Raw genomic sequence first — 17,418 nt, 5'->3', positions numbered from 1 at the left:
GAATTTCTTCCATTATAGCATAAAGGAGCAGAGACGATTCGTCTCTACTCCATCTGCCGTGCTAGAAAGTGTGATGCTGTTTGAATGACCGTGGTTTCAACGTCAGAAATCGATCCTTTTTCCATAAGTAATATGATACTTCCTACTGGATCACCGTTTGATACGATCGGTTGTATAAAAAATGATGAGACCGTTTCTTCATGCCCGTTAATAAACTCTTGTGTGAATTCGTTACGCTCAAGTTGACTTTCTCTTTTCTCCATACATTTTTCTACAGGTTGTCCAACATCTTTGTTTAAATATTCCTTCTTAGAAGCACCTGCAACAGCAATAATTTCATCTCGATCGGAAATTAATATTTTATTCCCGATGGACTCGAATAATGACTGTGCATACTCAGTAGCAAACTCACTCAGCTCATTGATCGGTGAGTATTTTTTTAAGATAACTTCCCCTTCTCGATCAACAAAAATCTCCAGAGGATCTCCCTCTCTAATACGAAGTGTTCTCCGTATCTCCTTAGGCACTACAACTCGCCCCAAATCATCAATACGGCGTACGATCCCTGTTGCTTTCATAGTGACAATCCCTCTTTCTATGATGTACTCGCAATTGGTGAAGAATATATTGAACCGTTCGTTCACCTGCTAGTAGTTTTAGTATGAGGCAACAGAAATAAACTATTCACCCGTTTTTTGTTTTTTCGTCCGATGTAACTTTGATAACAACTTTTCAAGGAGTTCGTACCTGTCATGTTTATTGCTTCGCTGGAATTGAATTGTGATTTTCAACTGCTTACCTTCCGTACCTAAGAGTACCTGTCTGCCAAATTCATTGGCTAGATTAAATAGCTCTGTACCATCAACGGACTGACTTTCATCCGCGTCCACCATCAATTCAATTTTATTTTTCTTTTCATAGATAGACTCGACCTTCTCTTGCAAGGCATACAATCTGATGCGTGAGACTTGAAGGAGATCCTCTACTTCTTGAGGATACTCGCCAAAACGGTCGAGCATTTCATCTTTTATTTCATAAATCTCAGTTGCTTCTTCTACTGCTTGAATTCGTTTATACATCTCGATTTTCTGTGCTTCATCATCAATATATGACGGTGGAATATAAGCATCTAAATCGATCGTCATTTCTACTTCGAATGGCTTAGATTCTTCATATGGGACTCCTTTTTGTTTAGCTTTGATTGCATCATTCAACATCTGGGAGTACATATCAAAACCGACAGAATCAATAAACCCATGCTGTTCAGTTCCTAAAAGATTTCCTGCTCCTCGAATCGATAGGTCGCGCATGGCAATTTTAAAGCCCGAGCCAAGTTCAGTAAATTCTTTGATAGCTTCTAATCGTTTCTCTGCAATTTCTGTGAGCACTTTATTTGGTTGATGAGTGAAATAGGCATAGGCTAAACGATTAGATCTTCCAACCCTACCTCTTAGCTGATACAGCTGGCTAAGGCCCATTTTGTCCGCATCATAGACAATTAATGTGTTCACATTCGGAATATCCACACCTGTTTCGATGATTGTCGTGCTGACAAGGACATCAAACTCGCCTTCCAAGAAATCAAACATGATGTTTTCAAGCTGTCTTTCGTTCATTTGACCATGGGCGTAATTCACCTTTGCATCATCGACTAATTCATCGATCTCATGCGCAACCCTGTCGATCAGATCGACCCGATTGTATAAGAAAAACACTTGACCTCCACGTGCCAATTCCCTCTCGATAGCTTCTCGAATGAATGCAGGATTATATTCCACTACATATGTCTGGATTGGGAAACGATTCTCTGGTGGAGTTTCAATGACTGATAAATCCCTCACCCCGACCATCGACATGTGTAACGTCCTTGGAATTGGTGTCGCAGTTAATGTCAGGACATCGACATTCGCCTTCAACTGTTTGATTTTTTCTTTATGCTTAACCCCGAAACGCTGCTCCTCATCGACGACCAATAGGCCTAAGTCTTTGAATTTCACATCTTTTGATAAAACACGGTGAGTACCTATCACCACATCTATTAACCCTTTTCTCAAACGGTCAAGCGTTTCTTTTTGCTGATTTGGTGTTCTGAAACGACTTAACAAACCGACATTGATTCCAAACTCTTGGAAACGCTCTTGAAACGTTTCAAAGTGTTGTTGCGCTAAAATAGTTGTAGGTACTAATACAGCCACCTGTTTACCGTCTACAATCGCCTTGAAAGCCGCGCGGATTGCCACTTCGGTCTTTCCGTAACCTACGTCCCCGCAAAGCAAACGATCCATTGGGCGCTCTCTTTCCATATCCTCTTTGATTTCTTCGATACACCGAATTTGGTCCTCGGTTTCTTCATAAGGGAACGTCGCTTCAAAATCCTTCTGCATTTCAGTATCCTCAGAAAAAGCGTGCCCTTTCGATGCTTCTCGTTCAGCATACAACTTGATCAGATCATCCGCGATATCTTCAACAGATGATTTCACCCGGGACTTAACTTTTTTCCATTCGCTTCCGCCCAACTTATAAAGCTTAGGTTCCTTCGCTTCGGATCCTACATATTTTTGCACTTGGTCAATCTGGTCTACGGGAACGAATAATTTATCGTTTCCAGAGTAACGGATGACCATATAATCTTTATGTTTTTGATTTACTTCTAAAGTTTCTATACCTATATACTTCCCGATCCCATGATTTGAATGTACGACATAGTCTCCAATAGATAATTCTTGATAACTCTTTATTCTCTCTGCGTTCGAAAGCTTCTGTTTTCTACGCTTTTTAGGTTTCTTCTTTTTGAATAACTCTTCTTCAGTCAGCACTGCGAGTCTATAATTAGGCATCTCAAAGCCCTCTTGCAGATCACCGATCGCAGCAAGAGGTTCTGATTGTGGCAATTCGAAAGGTTCTTTAATTGTATGGACCGTCATGTCATAATCGTCCAGCACTCGTTGAATCCGTTCTAACCTTTCTCTATCACTTCCGTAAACGACCACTGAATAATCATTCTTCTTCCAACGTTCGAACTCATTTTGGAGAAGATTCATCTGTCCATGGAACTGCTGCATTTGTCTACTTGAAAAGTTGATGATATTTTCAGGTTTCGTGTTGGGGATGTGCCTTAAAAATAAAGAGAAATAGATCTTTTGATGATTCATTTTTTCTAACACAGTCGTCCAGTCAAAAGAGACCTGCAAATCTTGCACAATGGAACGGTTCTGAAGCATTTCCGTATACCAATTCGCTTCTTCCCTATCCAGTTGCTCTGCCTTTTCAGATATCCGGCTCATTTCATCTAGGATGACCACGGTGTCTTTTGAAGTATAATCTAACAAACTATCAACACGATCAAAGAATAGCGATAAATATTTATAATTACCTGGGAAAGAATCACCTTGTGCGAGACGTTCAACATCATACATGATTGTCTCTCGAAGTTTTTCTTTCTCATTGAAATCTTCAATGGCCTCCATTGATTTCTCAAGACGAACCTTTAATTCCTCAGCGCCTCGCATCATTTGATCGCTAGTAATCAAGAATTCATCAGCTGGGCCTACTTCAATCGATTCCAGTTCTGTAGCAGAACGTTGAGATTCGGCGTCAAAATATCGAATGGATTCCACTTCATCATCAAACCATTCTACGCGAACCGGATAATCTTCAGTTAATGGGTAAATGTCTACAATACCCCCACGTCGACTGATTTCACCAGGAGTCGTCACCATATCTGTATACTTATAACCGAGCGAAATCAATTGTTCTACAGCAGATTCAAAAGGAAAAGTTGTATCTTTTTTGAATGTGACGTTCGCTGTAACTTGAGCATCAACTGGGGGTAATGCCCGCTTCAAAGCTGCAACAGGAACCACCATGATCCCTTGCTGATTCGTTCTCCATTCCTTCCAAACATCGAGGCGTTGAGCCTTCAGTTCAGGAGAAGCCGTTGTAATTTCTGCAGCTAACAATTCATTTACTGGATACAGATAAACACGATGGTCCTTTTCGGAAATCGTAAGCAAGTCCTCATACACTTTCTGAGCTTGCGTCAAATGGTGGGTCACATAGAGCACTGGTCTACTTGACGATTCATGAAGAATGGAAGTGAAAGTACTTCTAAGAGTGTTTGTCAGCCCTGATACAATTTGCTCAGTCATTCCGTTTTCTAAACCTTCGATGAGATTTACTACATCATCTTGGGTGGCTAAGTAATTTTTAATCGATTGCAACAACTTCTCCCCCTTATGCTCAAACCAAATATGGTTAATATATTACATTTATTGATTGTTTCAACAGTAGTTATTTACATCCCATACCAATACCAACAACCCGCAGCTAGTTCAACTGCGGTTTCGATTGCTGTTATTCAATCAATGGATAAAATAATCTAGTTCAAATAATGTTGGGTTTTCATTCAATATCTCTTCGCAATTTTCGCAAACTAACTCCAATGACCGTGTCCCATCTTCTTGTTGGTGAATACTACCTTCCGTCTCATTTAATGCAGAAAGATCGTTCAACAATTCTTTAATCTCAGTATCATCTTTTATCTCACCCATCGGCTTTTTACAATGGCGGCAAGTAATTTTTAAGGACATGAATAAACCTCCTAAGCTTAGTTAAGCTTAGCTTTTCCTAATTCCAAGTGGCTCATTCATTGATTGAAGTGATTCATCACTTCAAGAAAAGGTTGTTCGGTCCATTCCTCACAAGCTTCAACTGCACGTTGTACAGAAGGTTGGACGTCTTTCAATTCTTCTTTTGAAAACTTACCTAATACATAATGAGTGACTTCAAGGTTCTCTTTAGGACGTCCTATGCCGAAGCGTAACCGATTGAACTCTTTTGTACCTATCTGATCAATCGTACTTCTGATGCCATTATGACCACCGTGACCGCCTTTTTGACGTAAGCGGATCTTACCTGTCGGTAAATCCAAGTCATCATAAATAACTAAAATATCTTGCGGCTCTATTTGATAAAAATCTGCTGCTTGCTTGATTGCTTTACCTGATAAATTCATGAATGTCTGAGGTTTTAACAAAAGAATTTGTTCCCCATTCAAACGTTCGTAAATATAATGAGACTCAAATTTACCTTTTTGAAATTTCCATTTTTGCTTCGCAGCAAGTTCATCGATCACTTGAAAACCGATATTATGTCTTGTCTTCTTATATTTCAGTCCTGGATTACCTAAACCGACGATGCACTTCATCTCAATAGACTCCTTTATCAATGTATATGTATTTAAAGCTGATAATCATTCGATCAAATAGTTTCTATCGTTGAATTCACTATATCATTCCCTTAAATTCATTGAGAAAAACTTGGCTTATCGCCAAGTCCTAATGGCGAAAGCCTTTGTTTTTCACATACTTTAGCCCTTTAACAAAGTTAAACATTCTTAAAGTATAAAAAAAACTATTAACTTTGCCAGGGTTCTTTATTCCTGACAATAAAACAGACCGAAGCCAATTAGTAGTTAATGGACTTCGATCTGCCTATCTTGATAAATTATATTTTAAAAACTATCTTACTTTTCTTCTTTGTTATCTTCTTCATCATCAGATTTTTCTCCAATGACTTCTGGTTCCGCTTGTTCGTCATCTGCTAATCCTTCTTCACCAGCTTCTGGAATGTCTTCTTGTTGTGGTGGTAGGATTGTGATGATTGTTGATTCTTCATCATCCATGATTTCGTATTTACCAGTTACATTTAAATCTCCAACAGTCACACTGTCACCAATTTCAAGTTCAGAAACTTCAACAGTGATTTCTTCTGGAATGTTATTAGGAGTCGCACGAACATTGATTTGGTGCATTGTTTGCTGTCTTACACCGCCATCTTTTTCACCCATAGATTCGCCTTCAACGTTGATATATACTTCAACATCAACTTCAGAAGACATATCGACTTGATAAAAGTCAGCGTGGATCAATTCGTCTTTGATGACATCTGATTGATAGTCATAAAGCATGACATCCAATGTTTGACCGCCTTCGATATCTAATGAAAATACAGCGTTTTTACCTTCTTCACGAACCTTTTTAATAAGTTCAACACTATCTAAAGAAATAGTCACAGGCTCTTTCTCCTTGCCGTATACTACAGCTGGAATAAGACCTTCTTTTCTAATTTTCTTTGTATTAGAACCTCTCATATCATTTCTTGCTTTTGCATTAATTGTTGCTGTCATCTCTTTATACCTCCGCATTTCAATAATTCTACTTAATTTAATTTCCTTTTATTATACCTTTTTAAACGCTTTTTGTACAACTCTAGTTGAAAAGCGTACTGATTGAGCGATGTTCATGTACACGTTTAATCGATTCACCGATTAACTCCCCTACAGATAAAGGCTTGATTTTATCTGATTCTAACCCTTCTGCTAGTGGGATCGTATTCGTTACAATTACTTCTTTCAGCACTGAATTCTCTATACGCTCTAGTGCTGGCCCTGATAGTACAGGGTGAGTACAGCAAGCGTAAACTTCTTTAGCTCCGTTTTCTTCCATCGCATTAGCAGCTAATGTAATCGTCCCTGCTGTATCAATGATATCGTCGATTAATATAGCCGTCTTGCCTTCAATATTACCAACGATATTCATAACTTCTGCAACGTTCGCTTGCGGTCGACGTTTATCAATGATCGCAATCGGTGCTTTTAGTCGATCTGCTAGTAGACGCGCTCGAGTAACTCCACCATGATCAGGTGATACTACGACAATATCTTCTAACCCTTTATTTTCAAAGTATTCACTTAGAATTGGAACCCCTACCAAGTGATCGATTGGTATATTGAAGAACCCTTGGATTTGGGCAGCATGTAGATCTAATGTAATCACTCGATCTGCACCTGCAGTTTCTAAAAGGTCAGCTACTAACTTTGCAGTAATCGGCTCTCTTGATCTTGCCTTACGATCCTGACGAGCGTACCCGTAATAAGGCATGACAATGTTAATTGATCTAGCTGATGCGCGCTTCAAAGCGTCAATCATGATCAACAATTCCATAAGGTGTTCGTTTACGGGAGCAGATGTCGATTGCACGACAAATACTTCACACCCACGTACACTTTCTTCAATATTAATTTGTACTTCTCCATCCTTGAAACGATTGACGGAAGATTTTCCTAACTCCACTCCAATTGAGTCGGCAATCTCTTCAGCTAATGCTGGATTGGAATTCAATGAAAACACTTTCAAATATGGGTCTTGATATTGATTAGTCATAATAAGGGAGCCTCCATCATTATTTTTTACTTTTGTTTAAACGCTCTAAGTAGCCTTCTTTATTCTCTTGTCTGGATCTTGCAATGGACAGTGATTTCTCAGGTACGTCCTTCGTAATCGTGGACCCTGCTGCAACATATGCACCTTTTTCAATTTTTACAGGAGCTACTAGATTAGAATTACAACCAATAAAAGCTCCGTCTTCTATAATCGTTTTGTGCTTCTCTTTCCCGTCGTAGTTTACGGTAATTGAACCACAACCGACATTCACATCTTTTCCAATTTCGGCATCGCCTAAATAAGAAAGGTGAGACGCTTTGCTATTTTTAGCCATAGAAGTTTTCTTTATTTCGACGAAGTTGCCGATTTTGACTTGATCATGAATATCACTAGCTGGTCTGATATGAGCGAAAGGCCCAATAGAAACATCTTTCCCGACTCGACTATCTGTTACCACACTTTGTTTAATGTGCGTTCCATCCCCGATAGCTGAATCTTTGATCTCGGTATGAGGCCCTATTTCTACATTTGAACCGATTTGTGTATCTCCTTGAATGACACAGCCAGGTTGAATCACTGTATCTGTGCCAACTTTCACATCCGTCCCGATATAAGTGTTATCTGGGTCAACAATGGTAACTCCTTCTCTCATCAAACGTTCATTCGTGCGTCGTTTCATAAGAACTTCAGCTTTTGCTAAAGCAACCCTGTCGTTCACACCAATCGTTTCTTCTGATCGAGGAGTGGAGTATGCACTAACTTTGTCCCCTTGTTTTTTAGCGATTTCAAGGACATCAGGTAAATAATATTCTCCTTGTGCATTGTCATTTGAAACATTGTTCAGTGCATCAAATAACAACTCATTGTCAAAGCAATAAGTTCCAGTGTTGATTTCCTTCACTTGTTTCTCATCAGAAGATGCGTCTTTATCCTCGACAATGCGGTCAACCGAATGATCAGAACTTCGGATCACACGACCATAACCAGATGGATCGTCCATTTCAGTGGTCAATACAGTGACCTTTGCATCTTCTTGTTCATGATGCTTCATCAATTCATCAATCGTCTTTGAAGTGAGCATAGGTGTATCACCGCAAACAACAACAGTTGTACCTTGACGCCCACCTATATAAGGCTCAGCCATTTGTACCGCATGGCCTGTCCCAAGCTGTTCTTCTTGAAGGGCGTATTCAGTCTGTTCACCTAGTTGATCTTTCACTTTTTCAGCCCCGTGGCCTACTATCGTAATAATTTGATCGAGTTTTAACTCATTCAATTGGTCAACCACGTGTTGAACCATTGGTTTATCACATACAGAATGAAGGACTTTATACAAATCAGACTTCATTCTTGTGCCTTTACCTGCAGCTAAAACAACTGCGAATCTATTCGACATTTTTTTCCCTCCAACACATTCATCCACTATGAATATATCTTAAAAATAGCGTGGTTGCAACTTAAGAGCAGGCAACACATTTTGACATTTTTGTGCACTCTGAATTTATGTAAAAGACTGTTAAATTTGATTGTGGATTCTGGCGAATCTCTTTCAGGCGGATGCTTGCACCCGAGGGCATAAGTTCGACATCTGCTCTGTTAACAATCGCAGTGTCTTCTTTACAGTAGGTACTACTCAACTTTTCCAAATGACTATAGTCGTTTGGGAAAGTTGAGGTACGCGCTATTTCCACAGGCGTCACCGTCTTTCGTTCTTCGTCTTCAATAAGTGATATTAATTCATAGAGACAACTACAAGATAGATAAACTCGTCACGTCCTGTGGTCAACACCGACATCAGAACATTTTTCCCTCAGATAGAGACTCTATGGTGACATCAATTAGATCCTACAAAACAAAATTAAATTTAATCAAAGACATGTAAAAAATAGGTTTACCTTCCTTTGTTTCGGGTAAATAAAAAGAAGTCTAATCATTTGAGATTAGACTTCTTATGGATTTGAATGTTTATGAAGCACCTGCACCTGCTTCTTCATATTCAACTTCTTCCCCGACACGATTGTATTCTTCCAAGACTGCCTCTTGGAGTTTACTACGAGTGTCAGAATTAATTGGGTGAGCAATGTCTCTAAACTCTCCATCCGGAGTACGTTTACTAGGCATTGCTACAAATAATCCGTTGTTTCCATCAATAACACGAATGTCATGGACAACAAACTCCTCGTCCAAAGTGATCGATGCGATGGCACGCATACGTCCTTCCGTGTTTACTCGGCGTAATCTTACATCAGTTACTTGCATTATGTCTCACCACCTTTTTAGTAAAAAAACTGTGCTTACTCAGAATATCGGAGTTAGCTGGCATTTTTACATACCTTTCGCTCAATATAATAAAATTTAATATTCCATAAAGGTATGAAAAAATAGGGCTTATATTACAATTTCTACACCTTACAAAAATATCCTTCTTTATTTGAAAAAAAATTATATAAAAAAACCAAAGATCAGCGACCTTTGGCATGTAAGTTTTATTTGCTGTTAAAGTAGTTTCCTTTTTTAACTTGAATATGTTTGGTTCTTTCATCAACCTCAACAAATTTGAGTAAAGAAACATAGTCTTCTATTTTTCTATCTTCATCTTCATCCTCAGCCTCTGCCAAGACTCCGATTCCGCTTACCGTAACATTGAACTCCTGCATCAGACTGGTCATCCCTTGAATCGTTCCACCAGCTTTCATGAAGTCATCAACAATCAATACGTTCGAACCTTCTTGAATACTTCTCTTAGCCAGAACCATCGTCTGAATCTTCCTAGAAGAACCTGACACATAATTTATGCTTACGGTGGAACCCTCTGTTACTTTAGGATCTCTCCGTATAATAACCACAGGAACATTCAGTACTTCCGCAACAGCGTAGGCTAATGGAATTCCTTTAGTCGCTACTGTAACTATGTAATCGATGGGTACGTCCTGGAAAGCTGAAGCGAATATTTTACCGATCAAACGGACATACTTCGGATCCCCTAACAAATCACTCATGTATACATATCCACCTGGCAGGACCCGCTTTTCGTCCTCTAGAATGGAAATCATCTCTTCAATGGCTTCATTACTATTTTTTTCACTGTAATCAGGAGTATAATAAACCCCTCCAGAAGCGCCAGACACAGTATCCAAGTGCCCTATACCCATTTTTCGAAACATATCGTCTATGATATCAATATCCTCACTGATCGAAGATTTAGCAGCATCATAGGTTTTAACGAAATAAGGTAGGGAAAAAAGTTTGCGTGGGTTTTCTAAAAAGAAATTAGTCATCCCGACCAATCTTTCACTACGTTTCATTGCTTCACCTCAAAAACCGAATAATATGATTAAATATACCATGAAATTTAGGTAAAATCCATACATTAACGTAAGTTTCGTACAATATATACCTCTGAACAGAACCCTTTCAAGCTATTGTAAATTCCTTCAGCTCTCGATTGGTGTGCAGATAAAGCGAAAACAGTAGGACCACTCCCGCTCATAAGTACTCCATCTCCCCCCGCTTGTTCCATGCGACTTTTAATACGGGAAATTTCTCCGTGCATACGAACAGTAATCGGCTCCAAAACATTCTCTAGATGATCACACACTTCATAGAAATCTTGTTGTTCTAAGGCATGAATGGCTTCTTCGGTTTGTGGGTGTTTCATTTGTTCAAAATTCACTTTCCCGTACACTTCTTTTGTTGAAACTCCGACTGATGGTTTACCAAGCACGACCCAGCATGGTGGTAATGCAGGCAGAGGTTTCAGTTTTTCACCTCGCCCCGTTGCCAACGCTGTTCCACCTGTTACACAGAAAGGGACATCAGAACCAAGAGTTGCACCTAATTCCTGCAATTCCCCAGAAGTAAGTCCAAGTTCGAACAAGCGATTGACTCCACGTAACGTAGCAGCCGCATCACTGCTTCCACCTGCAAGTCCTGCTGCTACCGGAATATTCTTGTCCATGTGGATGGTTACACCTTGGGAAAGTTCGTATTTTCTAATCATCAAATCAGCAGCTTGATAAACCAAATTCCTTTTATCATTTGGAACAAAACGATTATCAGATTCAATTAAAATTTTCTGATCGCCTCTTTTTTCAAAGGATAAGCGGTCCGATAGATCAATTGTCGTCATAATCATTTCGACCTCATGATAACCGTCAGTTCGTTTATGTAATATATCTAAAGTCAAATTTATTTTTGCTGGAGCTTTTTCATAAATCATTCTTTCACCTACTTAGTAAATCGTCTTAATGATTGTAACATATAATGGCTGTCAGCGAGCAGGAGGGAAATAGCCAAATAAACTCACAAGGAATCCGTTTCATTACTATAGTAAAATTCTAAAAATTACCACATAAAAGGAAATTGAATGTTATAATCCTATATAAAGGAACCCAAAATTTAGAGATTGGATCATTATTAAATGGGGGAGATTAATTGAATTTGAAATTAATAATAGTAGGACTATTAAATACACTCTGCGCAGTCATTTATGGATTCGTTACAAGTGATTGGGATATGGTTTTGAAAGTAATTGGTGTTAGTGCTTTGTTACCATTACTGGTTGCTGGACTATTATCTGGGGCTTTTGTAAGTGGAGACAGGAATAGAGCTAATTACCATTCAGAAAACAAAATGGATAACGATGATAAAAGGAAATGGATAATTGGGTTGGTATTACTGAGTGCTCCAAATGCAGCATTCCTGCTTGTACTAATAATTATAGGTTTAATAACATATTAGCTTTTCAGTAAGAAAGTGAAGTACTTAAAGTTTGTAGGAGGAAAAATATGAACAGATTAAATCTAATTACACTTGGAACAAAAGATATCGTAAAATCTCATAACTTCTTTAAGGAACTTGGCTTTGATACCTCAATTAGAGGGACAGAATCAAACCCCGCTATTATTTTCTTTAAAAATAATGGAACAAGAATTGCTTTGTACCCGTTAGAAGAACTTGCTAAGGATGTGAATGAAAAGCATCCACCTGACATCTCAAATGGATTTTCAGGAATTACTTTAGCGTATAATGCAAAGTCAATGGAAGATGTGGATGAGATTTTAAATAAAGCAGAATTAGCTGGTGCTACCATCCAAAAACAACCAGAAAAGGCTGGTTGGGGTGGTTACGGCGGATACTTTACCGATCTTGATGGCTACTATTGGGAAGTCGCCTATGGAGAAGATTGGGAGTTTGATGATACTGATATGTTAATTATTGAAGATCAATAAAAGTAAGTGAATAGTCGAAATGCACAAAAAAAGAGCAGATCCGAAGATCTACCCTTTTCTGAAAGATTGTTCAGCCATCTCAACTGCACGTTTCACCATATTACCGGCATCACGTGATTTGATGCCTCCCCATCCTTCTTTTTGAACCGTGTCGTAAAAACCTAGTTCTTTTGCGATCTCTTCTTTCAACTGCTCAGACATGACGCCTCTTCGTCTACTCAATGACCACAACTCCTTTATACAATTTTACGACATCCATAGTATATGTATGTTTAGCCTAAAAATTGTGGTAAAGGATGGAATAAAAAGAAGCAGTACCTAAATACTGCGTTATGCCATCTTGGTGACTTGATCTGTGAAGGTAATTTCCACTGTCTCCGTTAAAACATCTGCATAACTGTATGAAACTCGTTCAAATGAATGTTCTTCTTGATCTAGTTCAACAATAAAAACGGAAGGATATGTCTCTGCTAATATTCCGCAACGTTCAATTGTCTTTCTACGACCACCATTCGCTTTCAATGTCAAACGTTCACCAATTTGATCATCTAAAACTTGTTTAATTTCTGCTAGTGTTTTTCCCAATAGACTCCACCTCACTAAGAATACTATACCACATTTTGGCCATATAGTCAAAATAAATATTACATTGTAACAGTACCGGATAAAGTATGTCAATATAAATATCTGCAATCTCCCTATATATTTACCCTGATATGGTATTTTAATACACAGTTTTCTAATAAGTTGAAATGAAAGCCTATTTTTAGCAGGTGAAACTATTCTTCTTGTGCTTTTTCGTTTGTAATAGGAGTGGACTTGACGTATGGTAATCCAACTCGAAAGAGTCCTCTTGTTTCAACCCCACCGATTCCTTTTTCTTTTGTCACAGTCTTACTGATAACATCATAAATATCTACTTTATCCATAAACGGTGTATATCCTACTTTAGCAACCACATAAACAGGGTCTAATGCGTGAATATTAATTCTTGTAGGGGAGCTTGCAAAGTTTGAACCTGCTTTTATGAGCGATTCAAAGTGGGATTGACAGGCTCCAGCAAAAATAACAAGTTGATCTAAGCTCGGGATGACTTTTCGGGCCTCTCGAACTGATTCCACAAAATATTTACTATTACGATAAGCCCTTATATTTTCCCGTTCACCTTTTTGCTTGGAATAAGAGTCATGTCCAGTAACCACAAGGATATCCGGTTGGATTTTTTGCACGAGGGCGTTCACTTTCATAGGTATTTCTGACTCTTCCAAATGGATGCCATGAACTTGCAGCCCAAGACGTTGATAAAGATGTATGCATTTTTTCAAAAACAAAGAATCGCCATCGATATGCAATACTTTGGGACATAGTTGGAATTGTTTTGTTTCCTGAGTTTCTGCGGTAGAAGGTTGTTGCTGGTTTCTAAAAGAACGTAAATAATAATCTTGACGGAACATCCGGTAGGATAGATCTTCTTCTTTCTTCATTTCTTGATGATACCGCTCACGGTCCTCATCCTTCACTTTTACTAAATCATCGAATGGGGCATCCGCTTCTAACCTAAAGTCTTCTCCGATCAAAATTGCTTGGTCCTTTGTTAGAGAACGAACTCGAAACAATACATCATGCCCATAAGACTTTCTAGAAACGATATCACCTTTTTGCCAGCTCATGAGTGTCTCCCCCTTGTAATCGATACCTTCTTTACTATACCTATTACAAATGCGGAGTTGTGTGCTATTTTCGAATAATTTCCTCGCTGGCATCTGCTAATTGCGCGAATTCTTCCAGTGTCAATGACTCGCCTCTTCTTGACGGTTCTATGCCTGAACCCTGGAAAACCTCTGCCAGATCCTCTTTGGATAAACGATCTGAAAAAGCTCTCTGCAGGTTATTTTTTAAAGTTTTACGACGTTGACCAAAACTTGCCTTTACTAACTCGAAAAATAAATCATCATTTTTCGTCTTCACTGCCGGCTCCGCTCGCTGTTCTAGATGCAGTATGGAAGAATCCACATTCGGCTGTGGCATAAAACATGTTTTAGGAACGGTCATCAACACAGAGGACTTTGTGTAATATTGAATCGCTATGGATAAAGACCCGTAATCCTTTGTATTAGGTGAGGCCGCCATCCGTGCAGCAACTTCTTTCTGCATCATCACCGTGTATGAATGAATCGGGAGACGTTCCATGAGTAATTTCATTAGTATTGCTGTCGTAATATAGTAAGGCAAATTAGCAACAATTTGGACGCGCTCAGAAGCATCGATGTTTTCTTTAAAAAATTTCTCCAAATCAACTTTTAAGATATCTTCGAAAATGATTTCAACGTTATCATAAGGCTGCATCGTTTCTTCTAATACTTTTTCAAGTCGTTGGTCGATTTCAAATGCATAGACGCGCTTAGCTTTTTTCGCTAACTGTTCAGTCAGTGCACCGATACCGGGGCCAATTTCGATAACGACAGAATCCTCATCAACCCCTGCTTTTGATACGATTTTCTCTAATACATTCACATCGATCAAAAAGTTTTGACCTAAACTTTTTTTGAAAGATAAATGATGGTCTTTCATGATTTGCTTCGTTCTTGTGATTGTTGCTACCGGCTTATTCACTTGAGCGCTCCTCCTTGATAATTTGTTTCATGGTCTTTTCAAACGTTTCTTGAGTGATTTGAAACATGTTTAATCGCTTCTCAAGCTGTTTACCATTTGCATAACCAATTTGTAATTGATCCCCTAGCCTCTTTCGACGACTTTTAGCTTCTGGCCCACCTAATAAGCCATAAGCTAATAAAAGTTGCTTCCAGTCTTGTTGGGAGCTTTCGTGGTCCTCAGCAACCGTATACACATTACTCAAGGCTTCCTGGATATCTTCAACAGACGCGTGCTCAATTCCTAATCCACGCTTCCCGATTGCTTTTTCTTTTGGTAAAAATGCATGTTTACAACCAGGTACATGTTCGTTGATCAGCTTTCTGATCCTCTCGCCTGGATAATCAGGGTCCGTGAAAACAATAACTCCTCTTTTCTGTTTTGCTAATCTGATTTGATCATAAACGGACTTATTGATGGCAGAACCATTTGTTTCAATTGTATCAGCACTGACGGCTAACTTTATTCTTGTAGTATCGTCTTTACCTTCAACGACTATGATTTCATTTATTTTCACAAATTTACCTTCTTTGCATAAAATGTTTTAGTGTTAAGAAAAGCGTAAGCGCCCGGTTATCAACGTAGTTGATGGGTACTTGTGCTAGACAAGTGTGTCCAAAATTAATATTCTCTTCAATCATAAAAAAAGGATAACCCTTTTCTATACGCTAAGTATAGCAGGATTATCCCTTGATTAAAAAGTTAATAAAAGTGGTTTATTTAAATACTTTTACACGGACTGTGCGTACGCCGAAGCTGTATGCTTCACTTTTTGTTGCCACGTGTAAATCGATTTTGTTTCCATTGATCGCTCCGCCAGTATCTCCAGCAATTGCAGTACCATAGCCTTCAACCCATACTTTAGAACCTAATGGGATTACACTTGGGTCAACCGCAATGACCTTCATGTTCGGGTTGTTATTTAGGTTGATACCTGTAGCGGTAATTCCTGTACACCCTGAACACTTAGCAGTATAAGCAGTAGCCGTCATTGTTAACTCTTTTAAAACTTCGCTATCATTACTTGATACTTGCTGAACGCTTCCTGAATCAGATGAAGAAGATTTAGCTGTCTGCTGAACCTTAGTACCCTGAGCGACGACTTTGTTTTTGCTTTCTTGCACAACTTTTTCGTCAATCAGTTCGCGGGATACTTCTTCTCCATTTTCTTTCGTAATTTCAAAGGTTTTCACTTTCTTACCTTCTGAACCTTGTTGCAAGACCTTGCTCTTGCCTTTCAATAATGAACTATCGTTCTTCGTTTCAGTCTGAAAAGCAATTGCTTCTTCGACTTCGACTGTCTCTTTCTCAATTCGATCTATGTTGATTTCTTTTTGATCTTTCACTTCATCATCAAGTTCAACATTCAAGCGATCCAGGTCATTAATATCAATTTCCTCATTCGCAAGTAACTCTTCAACTGTTATGTTTGTAGTCATCGTTTGAATCTCTTCGCCACCATCATTGATGCTGACTTCGAATGCACGTGCGATGGAAAGTTCCATCCCATCTTTGATTTCAGAATCCAATGAAGTAGATAATTCGTCATGTTTGTTTACAGTGATTTCATTTTCATCTAGAAAAGTTTCTACTGTATCTTTAGTTGTGAAAAATGTCTCAGATTTTTCATCTTCCGCAACTGTTACTTGTTTTGCTTCGTCATAATCAATAGCCATTCCATCTTCAATATTTTCTTGAAGTCCAACAGATATTTCATCATGTTCACTAACTTCAATTCCCTGTTCATCAAGGAATTGTTCTACAGTTTCTTCAGTTGTGAAGTGAGACTCAGACTCGCCATCGACATTCACAGTTACTTCTTTTGCTTTTTTGTATTCGATGACCATTCCGTCTTCAACATCTGATTTGAGATTTTCGGATAAATCATCGTGATCTTCTACTTCTATATCCAGTTCGGTCATTAATTCTTCAACTGTATCTGCTGTGGTGGTTGTTGTGATTTCCTCGCCGTTGTTATTAACTGTCACGTCAGCACTCATAGATTCATAGATGAAAAATGAAATAAATGCAATTGCTATGATAGTAGCTACTGATGTAACAATGATCTTACTAGCTCCGAAACGTGTTTTCTTCGGATTAGCTTGGCTGGTGCTCATCATCAAGCATGCCTCCTTTTGTACATCTGTCGATTATAGATTTCCCAAAAACATAAGTCAAACAATATTGGTTTACATACAGGTTACATTTCTGTAACAAAGCTTCCAGACCCTTGTCCCTAAGGCATTTCATGCTTCAAAATCATTAAGATCAAATAAAAAAATCTCACGTGTTGGTAGGCGCCTAACTGCATC

The 17,418-nt window shown here is 38.7% G+C and carries 18 protein-coding genes; 2 read left to right on the top strand and 16 right to left on the bottom strand.

Annotation, left to right across the window (positions count from 1 at the left end):
* Nucleotides 1-44: 44 nt before the first annotated feature.
* The 10 genes from spoVT to ispE all read right to left on the bottom strand — a co-directional run bounded on the left by spoVT (nt 45) and on the right by ispE (nt 11,442).
* The gene (gene spoVT / locus CEY16_RS12330; RefSeq protein WP_101332334.1) at nt 45-578 is read right to left on the bottom strand and encodes a stage V sporulation protein T; all 534 of its coding nucleotides are present in this window, start codon (nt 576-578) and stop codon (nt 45-47) included.
* 102 nt (nt 579-680) lie between these two features.
* Entirely contained in the window at nt 681-4,220 is a 3,540-nt protein-coding gene (gene mfd, locus CEY16_RS12325; protein ID WP_101332333.1) for a transcription-repair coupling factor, read from the bottom strand.
* Between the two features lie 141 nt (nt 4,221-4,361).
* Nucleotides 4,362-4,589: an anti-sigma-F factor Fin gene (locus CEY16_RS12320; protein ID WP_101332332.1), complete on the bottom strand. Its 228-nt coding sequence runs from the start codon at nt 4,587-4,589 to the stop codon at nt 4,362-4,364.
* Nucleotides 4,590-4,645: 56 nt separating this feature from the next.
* Complete coding sequence (pth, locus tag CEY16_RS12315) at nt 4,646-5,206, bottom strand: aminoacyl-tRNA hydrolase (RefSeq protein WP_101332331.1); 561 nt, start codon at nt 5,204-5,206, stop codon at nt 4,646-4,648.
* A 318-nt stretch (nt 5,207-5,524) separates the two neighbouring features.
* The gene (locus tag CEY16_RS12310; protein WP_101332330.1) at nt 5,525-6,187 is read right to left on the bottom strand and encodes a 50S ribosomal protein L25/general stress protein Ctc; all 663 of its coding nucleotides are present in this window, start codon (nt 6,185-6,187) and stop codon (nt 5,525-5,527) included.
* 82 nt (nt 6,188-6,269) lie between these two features.
* Nucleotides 6,270-7,223, bottom strand: a complete 954-nt coding sequence (locus CEY16_RS12305; RefSeq protein ID WP_101332329.1) for a ribose-phosphate diphosphokinase — start codon at nt 7,221-7,223, stop codon at nt 6,270-6,272.
* A 19-nt stretch (nt 7,224-7,242) separates the two neighbouring features.
* Nucleotides 7,243-8,619 (bottom strand): bifunctional UDP-N-acetylglucosamine diphosphorylase/glucosamine-1-phosphate N-acetyltransferase GlmU, encoded by a 1,377-nt coding sequence (gene glmU / locus CEY16_RS12300; protein ID WP_101332328.1) that lies wholly within the window; start codon nt 8,617-8,619, stop codon nt 7,243-7,245.
* 569 nt (nt 8,620-9,188) lie between these two features.
* Nucleotides 9,189-9,482 (bottom strand): septation regulator SpoVG, encoded by a 294-nt coding sequence (spoVG, locus tag CEY16_RS12295; RefSeq protein WP_101332327.1) that lies wholly within the window; start codon nt 9,480-9,482, stop codon nt 9,189-9,191.
* A 227-nt stretch (nt 9,483-9,709) separates the two neighbouring features.
* Nucleotides 9,710-10,528, bottom strand: a complete 819-nt coding sequence (gene purR, locus CEY16_RS12290; protein WP_101332326.1) for a pur operon repressor — start codon at nt 10,526-10,528, stop codon at nt 9,710-9,712.
* A gap of 65 nt (nt 10,529-10,593) precedes the next feature.
* Nucleotides 10,594-11,442, bottom strand: a complete 849-nt coding sequence (ispE, locus tag CEY16_RS12285; protein ID WP_101332325.1) for a 4-(cytidine 5'-diphospho)-2-C-methyl-D-erythritol kinase — start codon at nt 11,440-11,442, stop codon at nt 10,594-10,596.
* Nucleotides 11,443-11,657: 215 nt separating this feature from the next.
* Here ispE and CEY16_RS12280 point away from each other — a divergent pair, with 215 nt between their 5' ends.
* Entirely contained in the window at nt 11,658-11,963 is a 306-nt protein-coding gene (locus CEY16_RS12280; protein ID WP_101332324.1) for a DUF5316 family protein, read from the top strand.
* A 47-nt stretch (nt 11,964-12,010) separates the two neighbouring features.
* Nucleotides 12,011-12,454 carry a VOC family protein gene (locus CEY16_RS12275; RefSeq protein ID WP_101332323.1) on the top strand — a complete coding sequence of 148 codons (444 nt, stop codon included), beginning with the start codon at nt 12,011-12,013 and terminating at the stop codon, nt 12,452-12,454.
* A 48-nt stretch (nt 12,455-12,502) separates the two neighbouring features.
* Here the strand turns inward: CEY16_RS12275 and CEY16_RS12270 are convergent, their stop codons facing one another.
* From CEY16_RS12270 to CEY16_RS15530, 6 genes are all read right to left on the bottom strand, one after another.
* The gene (locus tag CEY16_RS12270; RefSeq protein WP_101332322.1) at nt 12,503-12,676 is read right to left on the bottom strand and encodes a small, acid-soluble spore protein, alpha/beta type; all 174 of its coding nucleotides are present in this window, start codon (nt 12,674-12,676) and stop codon (nt 12,503-12,505) included.
* A 108-nt stretch (nt 12,677-12,784) separates the two neighbouring features.
* Complete coding sequence (gene veg, locus CEY16_RS12265) at nt 12,785-13,039, bottom strand: biofilm formation stimulator Veg (RefSeq protein ID WP_101332321.1); 255 nt, start codon at nt 13,037-13,039, stop codon at nt 12,785-12,787.
* Nucleotides 13,040-13,233: 194 nt separating this feature from the next.
* Nucleotides 13,234-14,124, bottom strand: a complete 891-nt coding sequence (yabG, locus tag CEY16_RS12260) for a sporulation peptidase YabG (protein WP_101332320.1) — start codon at nt 14,122-14,124, stop codon at nt 13,234-13,236.
* 64 nt (nt 14,125-14,188) lie between these two features.
* Nucleotides 14,189-15,067, bottom strand: a complete 879-nt coding sequence (rsmA, locus tag CEY16_RS12255; RefSeq protein ID WP_101332319.1) for a 16S rRNA (adenine(1518)-N(6)/adenine(1519)-N(6))-dimethyltransferase RsmA — start codon at nt 15,065-15,067, stop codon at nt 14,189-14,191.
* Nucleotides 15,060-15,623 carry a ribonuclease M5 gene (rnmV, locus tag CEY16_RS12250; protein ID WP_101332318.1) on the bottom strand — a complete coding sequence of 188 codons (564 nt, stop codon included), beginning with the start codon at nt 15,621-15,623 and terminating at the stop codon, nt 15,060-15,062. Before rnmV ends, rsmA begins: the two co-directional genes overlap by 8 nt.
* 199 nt (nt 15,624-15,822) lie before the next feature.
* A complete protein-coding gene (locus tag CEY16_RS15530) occupies nt 15,823-17,226 on the bottom strand; it encodes a G5 and 3D domain-containing protein (RefSeq protein ID WP_101332317.1) in 1,404 nt (467 codons plus the stop codon).
* Nucleotides 17,227-17,418: the final 192 nt, after the last annotated feature.

It is taken from the genome of Halalkalibacillus sediminis (assembly GCF_002844535.1).
Taxonomy (GTDB): domain Bacteria; phylum Bacillota; class Bacilli; order Bacillales; family Alkalibacillaceae; genus Halalkalibacillus_A; species Halalkalibacillus_A sediminis.
The sequence above is the reverse complement of the archived record's forward strand: the minus strand, read 5'-3'. Positions and strand labels throughout refer to the sequence as shown.

What these genes read in the sequence shown, in the direction of transcription:
- CEY16_RS12305 (WP_101332329.1), bottom strand. Translation starts at nt 7,223, where the DNA reads ATGACTAATCAATATCAAGACCCATATTTGAAAGTGTTTTCATTGAAT.
- spoVT (WP_101332334.1), bottom strand. Translation starts at nt 578, where the DNA reads ATGAAAGCAACAGGGATCGTACGCCGTATTGATGATTTGGGGCGAGTT.
- pth (WP_101332331.1), bottom strand. Translation starts at nt 5,206, where the DNA reads ATGAAGTGCATCGTCGGTTTAGGTAATCCAGGACTGAAATATAAGAAG.
- yabG (WP_101332320.1), bottom strand. Translation starts at nt 14,124, where the DNA reads ATGAGCTGGCAAAAAGGTGATATCGTTTCTAGAAAGTCTTATGGGCAT.
- CEY16_RS12310 (WP_101332330.1), bottom strand. Translation starts at nt 6,187, where the DNA reads ATGACAGCAACAATTAATGCAAAAGCAAGAAATGATATGAGAGGTTCT.
- ispE (WP_101332325.1), bottom strand. Translation starts at nt 11,442, where the DNA reads ATGATTTATGAAAAAGCTCCAGCAAAAATAAATTTGACTTTAGATATA.
- glmU (WP_101332328.1), bottom strand. Translation starts at nt 8,619, where the DNA reads ATGTCGAATAGATTCGCAGTTGTTTTAGCTGCAGGTAAAGGCACAAGA.
- spoVG (WP_101332327.1), bottom strand. Translation starts at nt 9,482, where the DNA reads ATGCAAGTAACTGATGTAAGATTACGCCGAGTAAACACGGAAGGACGT.
- CEY16_RS15530 (WP_101332317.1), bottom strand. Translation starts at nt 17,226, where the DNA reads ATGATGAGCACCAGCCAAGCTAATCCGAAGAAAACACGTTTCGGAGCT.
- CEY16_RS12275 (WP_101332323.1), top strand. Translation starts at nt 12,011, where the DNA reads ATGAACAGATTAAATCTAATTACACTTGGAACAAAAGATATCGTAAAA.
- purR (WP_101332326.1), bottom strand. Translation starts at nt 10,528, where the DNA reads ATGAAACGTAGTGAAAGATTGGTCGGGATGACTAATTTCTTTTTAGAA.
- CEY16_RS12320 (WP_101332332.1), bottom strand. Translation starts at nt 4,589, where the DNA reads ATGTCCTTAAAAATTACTTGCCGCCATTGTAAAAAGCCGATGGGTGAG.